Here is a 14742-nt window from a genome sequence, read left to right as displayed (position 1 = left end):
GGTTAGGTCGTTATTCGTTGGTCACGGCCAGCACCTCTTCGAGCGAGGTCAGCCCCAGCTTGGCTTTGTAGAGCCCCGATTCACGCAGCGACCGCACGCCTTCCTCACGCGCCTGTTTCGCAATCTCCAGGGCGCTGCCATCGCGCAGGATGATGCGCTGGGTTTCCTCGGAGATCGGCATGACCTGATAGATGCCTACCCGGCCCTTGTATCCGTTGTTGCAGGCCGAGCAGCCCACGGGGCGGTAGGTGACCCATGTCCCGTCGATCTCCTCTTCCTTGTACCCGGCTTCCAGCAAGGTTTCGTGAGGAATGTCGGCGGGTGCCTTGCACACGGGGCAGAGCCGGCGGGCCAGCCGCTGCGCCGTGATCAGGATCACGCTCGAAGCGATGTTGAAGGGCGCGATGCCCATGTTCCGCATCCGGGTCAACGTCGTGGGTGCGTCGTTGGTGTGGAGCGTGGACAGGACCAAATGGCCTGTCTGGGCGGCCTTGATGGAGATGTCCGCGGTTTCGAGATCGCGGATTTCACCCACCATGATGATGTCGGGATCCTGGCGGAGAAACGACTTCAGGGCCGCCGCGAACGTCAGTCCGGCTTTTTCGTTGACATTGACCTGATTGACCCCGGGCAGGTTGATTTCCGAGGGGTCCTCCGCCGTTGCAATGTTGACCCCCGCCTTGTTGAGCAGGTTCAGGCAGGTATAGAGCGACACCGTTTTGCCCGAGCCGGTAGGCCCCGTCACCAGGATCATTCCGTAAGGCCGCCCGATGGCGCTCATCAGGCGCTCTTTTTCTTCCGGCTCGTATCCGAGCGCATCGATGCCCAGCTTCGCGCTGCTGGGATCCAGAATCCGGATCACGATCTTCTCGCCAAAGAGCGTTGGCAACGTGCTGACGCGGAAATCGATGACACGGTCCGGGCCGACCTTGAGCTTCATCCTGCCGTCTTGGGGCACCCGTTTTTCCGAGATGTCCAGGCGTGAGATCACCTTGATGCGGGAGGCCAGCTTGTCCTTGATGGCTACGGGGGGCGATGCGATTTCCCGCAATTCGCCATCGATGCGGAAGCGTACCCGGTAGTTGTGTTCGTAGGGCTCGAAGTGCAAATCGGATGCCCGCATGTTGAAGGCGTCCAGAAGCATCTTGTGGAGGAACTTGACGATGGGGGCGTCTTCGACGTCATTGGCCCCGGTGTCTGCAGGGTCCGGCGCTTCTTGCACGGAGACGTCGTCGAACTCGAAGTCTCCTCCTCCGGACAGATTCTCCATGGACTCTGCCACGGACTTCGTCGTGGCATCGACCAGTTTGTTCAGCTTGTCGTATTCCGCAATGATCCAGTCCACGCCCATCTGGGTGGTGAACTTGATCTTCTCGGCTGCTTCCTGATCGGTGGGGTCCGCCGTCGCGACGATCAGGCGGTTGTTGCGCTTGTTGAGCGCGATGACCCGGTAGGCTTGGCAGATCTTCGCATCCAGCAGATCCTTGGGGAGCTTCTGCGTATCGATCGCATCGAGGTCAAGCAGCGGAGCACCGAACACGGACGACACCGTGTGTGCCAGATCGGATGCGGAGACCGCCCCTGAACCTGTCAGTTCTGCAATGAAACTCGTCTTGCTTGCACGGGATTTTCGGAAAATCTCCTCGGCAGCCTGCTGGCTCAGCTTGCCCGCGGACATCAGAGCCCGCCCCAAGCCGGGCAAAACGATCACATTGCCCTCGCGCAGGGCGGTATCAACAGCGGCCATGTAACCAGCGGAATCATATGGATGGAAGGGAAACCATCCTATCATCGCCCCAGGGCAGGAGGCTACATGGAGATCGATGAGTGCAGAGAAACCACGCGGCTTGGTGTTTTCTCGAAAATTGGTCGGGGTGAGAGGATTCGAACCTCCGGCCTCTACGTCCCGAACGTAGCGCTCTACCAGGCTAAGCTACACCCCGTAATTGACGATCGGTCGCGTGTTTTTTAAACGCGCCGATGCAGTAGCTGAGACGCCAATTGTAGCAAACCTTCGGTGTACTTATTGAAAGGTAGCCGGGTCAATGCTTCAATGGCGAGTTGTGCTTGTGCTGCTGCGGCTGCGCGTGTCGCTTCCAGCGAGCCTGTCTCCCGGATGATGGCGAGAATGGCGGGGAGTTCGGCAATCGAGCCTTGCAGGATCGCGTTTTCGATGAGCTGGCGCTGCTCGGAGGTGCCTCGCTGGATGGCGATGATCAGCGGCAGTGTCACCTTGCCTTCGCGCAAGTCATCGCCGAGGTTCTTGCCCATCTCGGCGCTGTCGCCGTCGTAGTCCAGAACATCGTCGATCACCTGGAATGCGGTTCCCAGGGCTTGTCCGTAGGTCGCGCATGCGCGTTCGATTTCGGGACTGGCTTGCGCCAGGACCGCGGCAAGGCGGGCGCTGGCTTCGAACAGCTTTGCCGTTTTCGAGCGTATGACTTCCAGGTAGCCCTGCTCGTTCAGCGATGCATCGTGGGTGTTGATGAGTTGCTGAACCTCTCCTTCCGCAATGATGTTGGTGGCCTCGGAGAGGATCTGCATGACGCGCATGTCGTTCGCGTCCACCATCATCTGGAAAGCCCGGGAGTGGAGGAAGTCCCCTACCAGTACGCTGGCGGGGTTGCCGAAGTTCTCGTTGGCGGTAGGGCGGCCTCGTCTGAGGGTGGATTCGTCCACGACGTCGTCGTGCAGGAGTGTGGCGGTGTGAATGAATTCGACCACCGCTGCCAAGTTGAAGCGCTGTGTGCCTTGATAGCCCAGGGCGCCGGACATCAGCAGCAGAAGCGCAGGTCTCAGGCGCTTGCCGCCGGCGGAAATGATGTAGCGGGCAACCTCTCCGATGAGCGAAACGGATGATTGCAGGCGAAGGCCTATGACCTTGTCTACCTCATGCATGTCGTCTGCAATCAGGGCAAGGATGGCCGAGGTGTTGTTCTGGGCGGACAAGGGTTGGATGGGGCAGCGAGGTGAAAGGAGAATTATAGGAATCACGGCGCGACCGCTCGCTTTTTGCGAGCACGGTGGTCCTTGGGTTTGGGGTGAGGCTTCGTACGGGTTGTTGCGCTTTGGCGATTCGGTTATGATCGAAGGTTCCGTAGAGTGTCTTTTGCGGAATACTTCATAGAGGTTTACATGTACGCGGTCATAAAAACCGGTGGCAAGCAGTATCGCGTTGCTTCCGGCGAAAAAATTAAGGTAGAACAGATTGCTGCGGACGTAGGCCAGGAAATCGTGATTGACCAAGTGCTCGCTGTCGGCAACGGCGCAGAGATCAAGGTCGGCACGCCCCTGGTGTCCGGCGCCACCGTGAAGGCCACTGTCGTGGCTCACGGCAAGCACGACAAAGTGCGCATCTTCAAGATGCGTCGTCGCAAGCACTATCAAAAACGCCAGGGCCATCGCCAGCAGTTCACCGAACTGCAGATTGGCGCTATCGCCGCTTAAGGAGCAGACACCATGGCACAGAAAAAAGGCGGCGGCTCTACGCGAAACGGGCGCGACTCCAAGCCCAAGATGCTGGGGGTCAAGGCGTTCGGTGGTGAACTGATCAGTGCGGGTTCCATCATCGTTCGCCAGCGTGGCACCAAATTCCATCCTGGGACGAACGTGGGCGTGGGCAAGGATCACACTCTGTTTGCCCTCATCGATGGGCACGTGTCTTTCGGCACGAAAGGTGCGATGTCTAAGCACACGGTCAACGTGACGCCGGCCTGATTCTCTCTCTTCATCATCTCGATGATCCGAAGCCCCGATCCGTCGGGGCTTTGTCGTTTTGATGTCTGCATGCTCGCATGTGTATGTACCTAGTGCCCCATGGACGGATCATGGAGGTGCCGTTCTGTAAACTCCTTCCATGAAGTTCGTCGACGAAGCCTTTATTGACGTTGCTGCCGGTGATGGTGGCAATGGCTGTGTGTCTTTTCGGCACGAAAAGTACAAGGAGTTCGGTGGGCCGAATGGTGGGGATGGTGGCCGAGGTGGGCATGTGTTCGCCGTGGGCGATCCGAGTCTCAACACGCTGGTGGATTTCCGTTACTCGCGTCGCCATGAGGCCAAGCGTGGCGAGCATGGCATGGGGTCGGACATGTTCGGCGCCGCTGGCGATGACATCACCCTGAAGATGCCGGTGGGCACCATCATTTCGGATGTTGATACCGGAGAGGTGCTGTTTGAGTTGCTTGAACCCGGTGAGACCATCACCCTTGCCAAGGGGGGGGATGGAGGGTTCGGGAACATGCGCTTCAAGAGTGCGATCAACCGGGCGCCGCGGCAGAAAACACCAGGCTGGCCTGGCGAGCGGCGAAATCTCAAGCTTGAACTGAAAGTGCTGGCGGATGTGGGTCTGCTGGGAATGCCCAATGCCGGTAAATCCACGTTCATTGCGGCCGTTTCGAATGCGCGTCCCAAGATCGCTGATTACCCTTTCACCACGCTGCATCCCAATCTTGGCGTTGTCCGGGTGGGGCCGGAGCAGAGCTTCGTGGTGGCGGATATCCCGGGTCTCATCGAGGGCGCGTCGGAGGGCGCCGGATTGGGCCACCAGTTCCTGCGACACCTCCAGCGCACGCGCTTGCTGCTTCATGTCGTGGACCTTGCTCCTTTCGACGATTCGGTGGATCCGGTCGCGCAGGCCAAGGCCATCGTCGGAGAGCTCAAGAAGTACGATGCCGCACTCTACGAAAAGCCTCGGTGGCTGGTGCTCAACAAACTTGATATGGTGCCGGCCGATGAGCGCGCTTCGCGGGTCAAGGACTTCGTCAAGCGCCTCAAATGGAAAGGGCTGGTGTTCGAGATCTCTGCGCTCACCCGCGAAGGGTGCGAGCCGCTGATCCAGGCTATTTACCAGCATGTTCGAGGGTTGCAGCAAGCAGAGCAGGCGGTGCATGAGGTGGATCCGCGCTTCTTGCGGGAGTCGCCCTCGGAGTGAGGTCTCGTGATCGTTTGAATGGCCTGTGATGTGCCTCTGTGGCGGTGCTCAAGGTCAGAAAAGACAGGAATTCATGGTTTCCAGCATATTGCGTGAGGCGCGTCGCATCGTTGTCAAGGTGGGCTCCAGCTTGGTAACGAACGAGGGGCGTGGGCTTGATGAGGCTGCCATCAGCGAGTGGAGTCGCCAGATGGCTGCTCTGGTGCAGGGAGAGGTGGGCACCCGCAGGGAGGTGATCATGGTTTCCAGCGGTGCCATCGCGGAAGGCATGAAGCGGTTGGGGTGGTCTGTGCGCCCGCATGAGATCCATGAGTTGCAGGCCGCGGCGGCCGTGGGGCAAATGGGGCTCGCGCAAATGTATGAAACCAAGCTGCGCGAGCAAGGGCTTGGAAGTGCGCAGGTTCTTTTGACACATGCGGATCTTGCGGACAGGGAGCGTTACTTGAATGCACGCTCGACCTTGCTGACCTTGCTGCGATTGGGCGTGCTGCCTGTCATCAATGAGAACGACACCGTAGTCACCGATGAAATAAAGTTCGGAGATAACGACACCCTGGGGGCGTTGGTGGCGAATCTGGTGGAGGCGGATGCTCTGGTCATTCTGACGGACCAGAAGGGGCTCTACACCTCCGACCCGCGAAAGGACCCTTCGGCGAGATTCGTGCATGAGGCGGCGGCCGGCGATGTGGCATTAGAGGCCATGGCAGGAGGGGTGGGCTCCAGCATTGGTCGCGGAGGAATGATCACCAAGATCATTGCTGCCAAGCGTGCAGCCGGTTCGGGGGCATCGACGGTGATTGCCTGGGGGCGCGAGCCGGACGTGCTGTTGCGTCTCACCCGGGGTGAGGCCATCGGAACATTGCTGGTGGCGCAGACCCCCAAGAAGCAGGCGCGCAAGCAATGGATGGCGGACCATCTGCAGTTGCGCGGTGCCGTGACGGTGGATGTTGGCGCTGCGACGAAGCTGCGCGAGGATGGCAAGAGCCTGTTGCCGATCGGCATGGTGGCGGTGGATGGCGAGTTTTCGCGCGGCGATGTGATCGCCGTGCGCGACATGGCTGGCGTGGAGATCGCCAGGGGGTTGGCCAACTACGCCAGCGCAGAGGCGCGACTGTTGTGCCGCAAGCCTTCCGCCGAATTCGAGAGGCTGCTGGGTTTCACCGCCGAGCCTGAAATGGTGCACCGGGACAATATGGTGCTGTCAGGCGTCTGACGGCACAAAGGAACCCGGTGGTTTGATCATGCAGAACCGGCGTGCAGCCCATTTCCTCAAGGAAATGGGCCTCAAGCGGTGGGTTTGGGCTGCAGGCCCGTGTCGATGGTCACCGAGATGGTTGCCGTTCCCGTGCGGGGGTCCGGATCGAAGCTGGCGCCGGGCGGCATCTCCATGTCCGGATGCACCAGAAGCGATGCAGTGCGGTGCTGCGGTGCGCTGGATGGCGCACTGCCTTCGCCACCTTCCCGGTGGCGCATGCCACTGCGCAGATAGCGGTTGCGTTGTTCGTTGCGGGGTAGAAAACGAGCAAGCTCCGTCAGTGCCATCTCGTAGACGCCACGCTTGAACTCCACCACGACATCCAATGGCACCCAATAGTCGTTCCACCGCCATGCATCGAATTCGGGATGATTGGTGGCTCGCAGGTTCAGGTCCCAATCGTGCCCAAGCAACTGGAGCAGGAACCAGATCTGTTTTTGGCCCTTGTAGTGACCGCGTGCATCGCGGCGGATATACCGGTCAGGCACCTCATAGCGCAACCAATCCCGTGTGCGGGCCACCACGCGGACGTGGCACGGCTGCAGGCCCACTTCCTCGTGCAGTTCGCGGTACATGGCCTGTTCAGGGGTTTCGCCCCGGTCAATGCCGCCTTGCGGAAACTGCCAGCTGTGGGTGCGGATCCGCTTGCCCCAGAACACCTGGTTTTTCTGGTTGAGCAGGATGATGCCGACGTTCGGCCGAAAGCCGTCCCGGTCAAGCATAATCGAACCCCAATTTTTTAAACTGTATCCATTATGCACGGGCCCTGATGCGCGGCAAGCGTGTTGCCCAGGATGGCGAGACCCCCTTCAATGAAAGCGTCCCAATTTTTCGTTTCGACCCTCAAGGAAGCCCCGGCGGATGCCGAAGTGATGAGCCACAAGCTCATGACGCGGGCCGGACTCATCAAGAAGCTGGGGGCCGGCATCTACAACTATATGCCGATGGGCCTGCGCGTCATTCGCAAGGTGGAAGCCATCGTGCGCGAAGAAATGAACCGCGCCGGCGCCGTGGAAGTGACGATGCCGGTCGTGCAGCCGGCGGAGTTCTGGCAGGAGACGGGGCGGTTCGAGAAGATGGGGCCTGAGCTTTTGCGCATCCGGGATCGCCACGGGCGGGACTTCGTGGTCCAGCCCACCAGCGAAGAAGTGGTCACGGACATTGCCCGCCAGGAATTGCGCAGCTACAAGCAGTTGCCCAAGAATTTCTACCAGATACAGACGAAGTTCCGGGACGAGCGCCGCCCCCGCTTCGGCCTGATGCGGGGCCGCGAGTTCATCATGAAGGATGCATATTCCTTCGACCGCGACCCGGCGGCCGCCAAGGCCAGCTACCAGGTGATGGCGCAGGCCTACCGCCGCATCTTCGATCGTTTTGGTTTGACCTACCGCGCCGTGGCTGCGGACAGCGGGGCGATCGGCGGGGATCTGAGCGAGGAATTCCAGGTGATCGCGGCCACGGGCGAGGATGCAATCGTCTATTGCCCGCAAAGCGACTACGCGGCGAACATCGAGAAGGCGGAAGCCTTGCCTCCCCCGGGGCCGCGTCCCGCGGCATCGCAGCCGCTGGCCAAGACCCCTACGCCCGCGAAAAGCACCTGCCCCGACGTGGCCGAGCTGCTGTCGGTGCCGCTGCAGGCCACGGTGAAATCCCTCGTGCTGGCGACGGACGAAACCAACGACGCCGGCGAGATCGTCAAGAGCCAGGTCTGGCTCCTGCTGCTGCGCGGCGACCATGACATGAACGAGATCAAGGCTGGCAAGGTTCCCGGTCTGGATGCGGGATTCCGTTTCGCCACGGTGGGCGAGATCGAGGACCATTTCGGCTGCAAGCCGGGTTATCTCGGCCCGCTCAACCTGCGCAAGCCGGTCCGGCTGGTGGTGGACCGCGAGGTGGCGGTGATGGCGGACTGGATCTGCGGCGCCAACGAGGTGGACCACCACATGACCGGCGTGAACTGGGGCCGCGACCTGCCCGAGCCGGCGCTGGTGGCCGATCTGCGCAATGTCGTTGCCGGCGATCGTTCGCCCGACGGCAAGGGCGAACTGGCGATCGAGCGCGGGATCGAGGTGGGCCATGTTTTCTATCTGGGCACCAAGTACAGCAAGGCGATGGGCGCCACCTTCCTGGGCGAGGATGGCAAGCCCGCGTTCTTCGAGATGGGCTGCTACGGCATCGGCGTCACGCGCCTGCCGGCGGCAGCCATCGAGCAGAACCACGATGAGCGCGGCATCATCTGGCCCGATGCGATCGCGCCGTTCACGGTGGTGCTCTGCCCGATCGGCATGGACCGCAGCGAAGAGGTGCGCGTGGCGGCGGAAACGCTGCACGCCGACCTGCTGGCGGCGGGGGTGGATGTGATCCTGGACGATCGCGGCGAGCGCCCCGGCGCGATGTTCGCGGACTGGGAACTCATCGGCGTTCCGCACCGGGTGGTGCTCTCCGACCGGGGGCTCAAGGAGGGGCAGGTCGAGTACCAGCACCGCCGTGATGCGGCGGCCACCAAGGTGGCCTCGGCCGAGATCTTCGCGTTCTTGAAGGGCCGTATCGTCGTATGAGCGCGGGTGGGGTCAAGGTGGCCGTGAACGGTTCAGGCGTTTCGCGCCGGGCGTATGTGCTGGCGGGGGTCTCTTCGGGGCTGACCGGGTGGCTGGGTGCGCCCGGCACCGCGCATGCGGGAGGGCAACTGGAAGAGCCCTTGATGGATTCCGTGCGCACGGCGCTCAGTTCCGCCGTGGCCAACCAGGCGCCACCGGAGCCCGATTTCTCCACCACGGAAGCCCGTCTCCACTACCTGCGCTGGCTGGGCACCATGAGCGACCGGCTGCGCCGGCGCAAGCCTGATTGGGAAGTGCGGCGCGATTTTCTGCAGACCGTGTGGTACGAGTCCAAGCGCTCGGGCCTCGATGTCTCGCTGGTGATGGGGCTGGTGCAGGTGGAGAGCGCTTTCCGCAAGTACGCCGTGTCCAGCGTGGGCGCGCGCGGCTACATGCAGGTGATGCCGTTCTGGACGCGCGTCATCGGCGACGGCGATCCGGGCAAGCTGTTCCACATGCAGACGAACCTGCGCTTCGGATGCGTCATCCTGCGGCACTACCTGGACCGGGAACGGGGCGATCTGTTCATGGCGCTGGGGCGGTACAACGGCAGCCGTGGCCGCGCGCCCTATCCGGACGCCGTGTTCTCGGCCCAGCGCAGCTGGGCCTTCCCAGACCGCATCACCTCGGCTTGAGGCCGGGGCGCGTTGCTGCGCTCCGATGCCGGTCTCTGCCCTCGGCTGCCTGTCGCCGGGGCTGCCGTGTCCTCTGCAAGTTTCCGAGCCTGCCAGCAGATGGGAGTCCGTACTACGTGTCGGCGGAGGCTTGCGCGGGCGTGCCCGTGGCCCCGCCCCCCGGATTTCCTTCCTGCAGGCGCGAGACCATGATCTGGTCGATGCGGTAGCTGTCCACGTCCAGCACTTCGAATTTGTAGCCACCCCAGTTCACGCTGTCGGTGCGCCGGGGCACGCGGCGCAGCATCACCATGAGGAAGCCGGCCAGGGTCTCGTACTCGCCCGCGTGGGGCAGTTCGTCGAGGTGGAGGGCGCGCAGCACGTCGCCCACGGGCGTCACGCCGTCGATGAGCCAGGAGTTTTCGTCGCGCCGCACGATCTGCTCCTCGTCGTCGGGGCCGATGAGATCGCCCATCACCGTGCTCATCACGTCGTTGAGGGTGACGACGCCGACGATGAGGCTGTATTCGTTGACGATGACGGCGAAGTCTTCGTGCACCTGCCGGAACTGGTCCAGCACCTCGGCCAGCGAGAGCCGGTCGGGCACGATGAGGACCTTGCGCACCAGCCCTTCGTCCTTGAGCGAGATGGGCTGGTTGTTGAGCACGCGCTGGAAGAGGTCCTTCGCGTCCACGTAGCCGACCACGTGGTCGATGTCGCCGTCGCACACGGGGTAGGTGGAGAACGGTTCGGCGGCGATGCGCGCGCGGATGAGGTGGTCGGGGTCGTCGCGCAGGAAGAAGGCGATGCGGTCGCGCGGCGACATGGCGCTGCTCACGGGGCGGGAGTCCAGCTCGAACACGTTCTCGATCACCTGCTGTTCGCGCGCGGCCAGCACGCCGGCCCGGGTGCCGGCTTCCATCATGGCCAGGATGTCGTCGGAGGTGATGCGGTCGTCGCGCAGCGAGGACAGGCCCAGCAGGCGAAAGAGCAGGTCCGCGGCCCGGCTGTAGAGCCAGACGACCGGGTGCAGCAGGGCCATGAGCACGGCCATGGGGCGGGCGACCCTCACGGCCAGCCGCTCGGAGTTCACCATGCCCAGCCGCTTGGGAAAGAGGTCGGCGAACAGGATGAAGAGGGAGGTGACGACCGTGAAGGAGGCGAGAAACCCGAAGGTCTCGGCCCGCGCGTCGCTGAGCCAGAGCTGGAGCAGGGTCGTGAAATGCGGCGTCAGCGCGCCCTCGCCGACGATGCCGCCCAGGATGGCCACCGCGTTCTGGCCGATCTGGACGACCGTGAAGTATTCGCCCGGCTGCTCCTGCATGCGCATGACGCTCTCCGCCCGGGCTTCTCCCTCGTCCGCGAGCTGGCGCAGGCGCAGCCGGCGCGATGCGGCCAGGGAGATTTCGGCGACGGAGAAGAAGGCGCTGGCCACGATGAGGAGGCCGATGAGGAAGAGGCTTTGCGACAGGGTCATGGGACGGGCGGGCGCCGCCATGGAGTCGTTGTGTGGGAAAGGCCGTGCGCCAGCCCACGCAGTGTAAGCGGGCAGGATGACGGTGGTTGCGCAGGATGGAATGCGCGTGGGCCCGGCGGGGCGGGCTGTGGAGGCGCACCGGGAGCGCGGCCTGGGTGGGGCGCGCTCCCGGTGGCGGAATGCCGCCCCGCTTACTGCATGAAGCCGATGCGCGGCTTGGCCGAGGCGCTGCGCGGCAGGTCGGCCACCTCCACGGTGGAGCGGTGCTGCAGCCGGGCGTTGCCGAAGCCCGTCATGAGGGCGCGGCGCATTTCGCGCGGGGGCATCTGCGCGAGCACGTCCAGCACGTCGGCCGGGGGCTCGGGGTCGAGGCGGCGGCCCCAGTCGTGGCCGGAGCGGATGCCCTGGTAGAGGTTGCGCGCGATGGTGCGGGCCTGCTCGGGGGAGGGGGCATGGACCTCGAAGACGTTCATGCGGTTCAGGATGGGCTCGGGGATGCCGCGCTCGTCGTTGGCGGTGGTGATCCAGATGACCTGGCTGGCGTCGATGGCGATCTCGGCGAACTCGTCGGTGAAGCTCTGCGCGGTGTCGTGCTCCAGCAGGCCGTAGAGGGCGCCGAGCGGGTCGTACTGCGCATCCGAGGCGGCCTTGTCGATTTCGTCCACCACGATGACCGGGTTGGCGTATTCGCCTTCCACCAGGGCCTCGAAGACCTTGCCGGGGCGCGCGCCCTTCCATTGCGATGACGAACCCGAGAGCAGCCAGCCGGCCGTCATCGAACTCATGGGCACGAGGTTCATGCCGGTGCCCAGCAGTTCGGCGAGCTGGCGCGCGAAGTGGGTCTTGCCGATGCCGGGGGGGCCCAGCAGCAGCATGGGCGTGACCTCCAGGCCGTCGCGGCTGTCCTGCGCGAGGGCTACGTGGCGCTTCACGTCGTCGAGCACGTCGGTGAAGTTGGGCAGCTGGTCGTAGAGCCCCGACATGTCGGGCACGCCCGAGGGCTTGACCTGGAAGCGCTCGGGCCCCCGTTCGAGCATCCGTTCATAGACCGCGCGCAGGGTTTCGTATTCGCGCTGGCTGCCGGCGTCCTGAAGCCGGGCGAGCTTGCGCTCGACGTCGCCGGGGCGGAACACGTTGCGCAACTGGGCCACCGGCAGGCCCAACGAAGGCGATTGCGGGACAAGGCTGTGTGTCGTCGTCATGGCGCGCTCCTAGGTGTGAATGGAAGGGCACGCATCCATTCAAGCACACAACATGCCGGCGCCCAATGGCGGAAAAACCCGGTCAACCGATGCCAGTTGCTTTCTTGCGAAGCACAAGCGTGGAAGCCGCCCGAGGGCGGCTTCCAGTGCATGGAATAGGCCGAAAAAAGTGCCGCTCAGGCGGCCGGCGCGCCGCCCAGCACCTGCTGCAACTCGCCCGATTCGTACATCTCCATCATGATGTCGGAGCCGCCGATGAACTCGCCCTTCACGTAGAGCTGCGGGATGGTGGGCCAGTTGCTGTATTCCTTGATGCCCTGGCGGATCTCCGGGTCGTCCAGCACGTTCACGGTGGCGAGGGCCTTGGGGTCCACGCCGCAGGCCTTGAGGATCTGGATCGCACGACCCGAAAATCCGCACATCGGAAAGCTCGCACTGCCTTTCATGAAGAGCAGGATTTCGTTGGATTTGACGAGGGTGTCGATGCGTTGCTGGGCGGTGTCGCTCATGGGTTGCTCCTGGCTGAAGGGCGCCGCGCGCGGGCGGCAATGGGTGGGATTATTTCACCGTCGGCGGGGCCGGGCAGTGCGGCGGGGATCACGAGGGCCGGCGCCCTCCGGTGCAGCGGGCATGCCCAGCGAGGTCGGCGCGGCTGCACACCTCGGTGAAGCCGGCTTCGCGCAGCAGCGCCTGGACGGCACCGGACTGGTCCCAGCCGTGCTCCAGCAGCAGCCAGCCGCCCGGCACCAGGCGTGCGGGGGACTGCACCACGATGGTGCGGATGTCGTCCAGGCCGTCCGGGCCGCTCGCCAGGGCCTGCAGGGGTTCGTGCGCCAGCGCCGCCAGATGGGGGTCGCCCGCCGCGATGTAGGGCGGATTGGAGACGATGGCGTCGAACGGGCCGCCGATGCCGTCCAGCCAATGCGCGTGGGCGAAGCGCACGGGCAACTCCAGCCGCCGTGCGTTGGCCTGCGCCACGGCGAGGGCGTCGGCGCTTGCGTCCACCGCCAGCACCTGGGCATCGGGCCGTTCGTGCTGCAGCGCCAGGGCGATGGCGCCGCTGCCCGTGCCCAGGTCGGCCACGCGCGGCGCCGCCACGGGCCGCAGCACCTCCAGCGCCCAGTCCACCAGGGTTTCGGTGTCGGGGCGCGGGTCGAGCACGCGGGCATCCACCTGCAGCGCCAGCCCATGGAACTCCTTGCGGCCCGTGAGGTAGGCCACGGGCTCGCCGGCCCGGCGGCGCGCGCAGAGCGCGGCGAATGCCGCCCGCGCGCCCTCGGGCAGCGCGTCGGTGTCGTGCGCCAGCAGCCAGGCGCGGCCGGCGTCGGGCCGGCCCAGCGCATGCAGCAGCAGCATCTGGGCATCGATGCGCGCGAGGCCCAGGGCCTGGGCGTGGGCCAGGGCCTGGGAGAGCCTCCATGGCGCGGGGGGCTGCGGGCTGGGCAGGGGCGGGTTCATGGCGGCGCTATGTTTTTAATAGCTAAGTGTGTAGATTTTCCGGCGACATGGAGGCAATCCGGGCTTGAAGCGGTGTTCAGGCGGTGGATTCCAGTTCGGCCAGCAGTTCCGCCTCGCGTGCGTGGCCCAGCGCCTGCAATACCTCGCCGAGATCGCCTTCCATGATGGTGAGCAGCTTGTAGAGCGTGAGGTTGATGCGGTGGTCGGTGAGCCGGCCCTGCGGGAAGTTGTAGGTGCGGATGCGGTCGGAGCGGTCGCCGCTGCCCACCAGCCCCTTGCGCAGCGCGGCCTCCTTGGCGGCGCGCTCGCTGCGCTCCTTTTCCTGGATGCGCGCCTGCAGCACCTGCAGCGCCTTGGCCTTGTTGCTGTGCTGGCTGCGGCCGTCCTGGCATTCGGCCACGATGCCGGTGGGCAGGTGCACCACGCGCACGGCGGAGTCGGTCTTGTTGATGTGCTGGCCGCCCGCGCCGCTCGCGCGGAAGGTGTCGATGCGCAGGTCGGCGGGGTTGAGGGTGATGGCCTGCTGCTCGTCGGGCTCGGGCATCACGGCCACGGTGCAGGCGCTGGTGTGGATGCGGCCCTGCGTTTCGGTGGCGGGCACGCGCTGCACGCGGTGGCCGCCCGATTCGAAGCGCAGCGCGCCGTAGGCGCCGGACCCGGAGGGGCCGTCACCGGCCCCACCCTCCACGCGCAGCACGACTTCCTTGTAGCCGCCGAGCTCGCTTTCGCTGGCGCTCAGGATCTCGACCTTCCAGCCCACGGTGGCGGCGTAGCGCGTGTACATGCGCGCGAGGTCGCCGGCGAAGAGGGCCGATTCGTCGCCGCCCGTGCCGGCGCGGATTTCCAGGAAGGCGTTGCGCGCGTCGTCGGGGTCGCGGGGCAGCAGCAGGCGCTGCAGCTCGTCCTCCAGCTGCGCGAGCTCTGCCTCGGCCGAGGCGATTTCCTCGTGCGCCATCTCGGCCATGTCGGGGTCTTCGAGCATCTCGCGCGCGCCGGCGAGATCGGCCTCGCGCTGGCGGTAGCGGGCGTAGCGGCCGGCGACCTGGGTCACCTCGGCATGCTCGCGCGAGATGGCGCGGTACTGCGCCATGTCGGACATGATGTCCTCGCGCGAGAGCAGGAAGTCGAGTTCTTCGAGGCGCTGGGCATGGCGCTCCAGCTGGCTTCTGAGGAAGGGTTTCATCGGGGAGGTGGGGTTTGCTACCGTTT

At 64.5% G+C, this 14742-nt stretch carries 14 protein-coding genes and 1 tRNA gene; 6 read left to right on the top strand and 9 right to left on the bottom strand.

Annotated features, from left to right (window positions below):
* Positions 1-10: 10 nt before the first annotated feature.
* The 3 genes from pilB to AX018_RS08175 form a co-directional block, all read right to left on the bottom strand.
* A complete protein-coding gene (gene pilB / locus AX018_RS08185; RefSeq protein WP_111876805.1) occupies positions 11-1747 on the bottom strand; it encodes a type IV-A pilus assembly ATPase PilB in 1737 nt (578 codons plus the stop codon).
* Positions 1748-1866: 119 nt separating this feature from the next.
* Positions 1867-1943: transfer RNA gene (locus AX018_RS08180), tRNA-Pro, on the bottom strand.
* A 25-nt stretch (positions 1944-1968) separates the two neighbouring features.
* On the bottom strand, positions 1969-2949 hold the full coding sequence (locus tag AX018_RS08175; RefSeq protein ID WP_111876804.1) for a polyprenyl synthetase family protein: 981 nt from the start codon (positions 2947-2949) through the stop codon (positions 1969-1971).
* Positions 2950-3135: 186 nt separating this feature from the next.
* Here AX018_RS08175 and rplU point away from each other — a divergent pair, with 186 nt between their 5' ends.
* From rplU to proB, 4 genes are all read left to right on the top strand, one after another.
* Positions 3136-3447, top strand: a complete 312-nt coding sequence (gene rplU / locus AX018_RS08170) for a 50S ribosomal protein L21 (protein WP_111876852.1) — start codon at positions 3136-3138, stop codon at positions 3445-3447.
* A 12-nt stretch (positions 3448-3459) separates the two neighbouring features.
* Positions 3460-3717, top strand: a complete 258-nt coding sequence (rpmA, locus tag AX018_RS08165; RefSeq protein ID WP_111876803.1) for a 50S ribosomal protein L27 — start codon at positions 3460-3462, stop codon at positions 3715-3717.
* Between the two features lie 139 nt (positions 3718-3856).
* A complete protein-coding gene (gene cgtA / locus AX018_RS08160) occupies positions 3857-4930 on the top strand; it encodes an Obg family GTPase CgtA (RefSeq protein ID WP_111876802.1) in 1074 nt (357 codons plus the stop codon).
* A 73-nt stretch (positions 4931-5003) separates the two neighbouring features.
* Positions 5004-6143: a glutamate 5-kinase gene (proB, locus tag AX018_RS08155; RefSeq protein ID WP_111876801.1), complete on the top strand. Its 1140-nt coding sequence runs from the start codon at positions 5004-5006 to the stop codon at positions 6141-6143.
* Positions 6144-6214: 71 nt separating this feature from the next.
* Here proB and AX018_RS08150 read toward each other — a convergent pair whose 3' ends face one another.
* On the bottom strand, positions 6215-6907 hold the full coding sequence (locus tag AX018_RS08150; RefSeq protein ID WP_111876800.1) for an RNA pyrophosphohydrolase: 693 nt from the start codon (positions 6905-6907) through the stop codon (positions 6215-6217).
* 90 nt (positions 6908-6997) lie between these two features.
* Between AX018_RS08150 and AX018_RS08145 the strand changes: the two genes are divergently transcribed.
* Together AX018_RS08145 and AX018_RS08140 are read left to right on the top strand one after the other, a co-directional pair.
* Positions 6998-8743 (top strand): proline--tRNA ligase, encoded by a 1746-nt coding sequence (locus AX018_RS08145; protein WP_111876799.1) that lies wholly within the window; start codon positions 6998-7000, stop codon positions 8741-8743.
* Positions 8740-9417 carry a lytic transglycosylase domain-containing protein gene (locus AX018_RS08140; RefSeq protein WP_111876798.1) on the top strand — a complete coding sequence of 226 codons (678 nt, stop codon included), beginning with the start codon at positions 8740-8742 and terminating at the stop codon, positions 9415-9417. Before AX018_RS08145 ends, AX018_RS08140 begins: the two co-directional genes overlap by 4 nt.
* Before the next feature lie 112 nt (positions 9418-9529).
* Here the strand turns inward: AX018_RS08140 and paeA are convergent, their stop codons facing one another.
* From paeA to prfA, 5 genes are all read right to left on the bottom strand, one after another.
* Positions 9530-10873 carry a polyamine export protein PaeA gene (paeA, locus tag AX018_RS08135; RefSeq protein ID WP_170146212.1) on the bottom strand — a complete coding sequence of 448 codons (1344 nt, stop codon included), beginning with the start codon at positions 10871-10873 and terminating at the stop codon, positions 9530-9532.
* A gap of 191 nt (positions 10874-11064) precedes the next feature.
* Positions 11065-12075, bottom strand: a complete 1011-nt coding sequence (locus tag AX018_RS08130) for an AAA family ATPase (RefSeq protein WP_111876796.1) — start codon at positions 12073-12075, stop codon at positions 11065-11067.
* A gap of 176 nt (positions 12076-12251) precedes the next feature.
* Positions 12252-12584 carry a Grx4 family monothiol glutaredoxin gene (gene grxD, locus AX018_RS08125; RefSeq protein WP_111876795.1) on the bottom strand — a complete coding sequence of 111 codons (333 nt, stop codon included), beginning with the start codon at positions 12582-12584 and terminating at the stop codon, positions 12252-12254.
* Between the two features lie 88 nt (positions 12585-12672).
* A complete protein-coding gene (gene prmC / locus AX018_RS08120; protein WP_111876794.1) occupies positions 12673-13533 on the bottom strand; it encodes a peptide chain release factor N(5)-glutamine methyltransferase in 861 nt (286 codons plus the stop codon).
* A gap of 76 nt (positions 13534-13609) precedes the next feature.
* Entirely contained in the window at positions 13610-14716 is a 1107-nt protein-coding gene (prfA, locus tag AX018_RS08115; RefSeq protein WP_111876793.1) for a peptide chain release factor 1, read from the bottom strand.
* Positions 14717-14742 lie beyond the last annotated feature (26 nt).

The sequence above is a fragment of the Paracidovorax anthurii genome (genome assembly GCF_003269065.1).
Taxonomy (GTDB): domain Bacteria; phylum Pseudomonadota; class Gammaproteobacteria; order Burkholderiales; family Burkholderiaceae_C; genus Paracidovorax; species Paracidovorax anthurii.
This window is presented reverse-complemented; position numbering and strand designations above follow the sequence as displayed.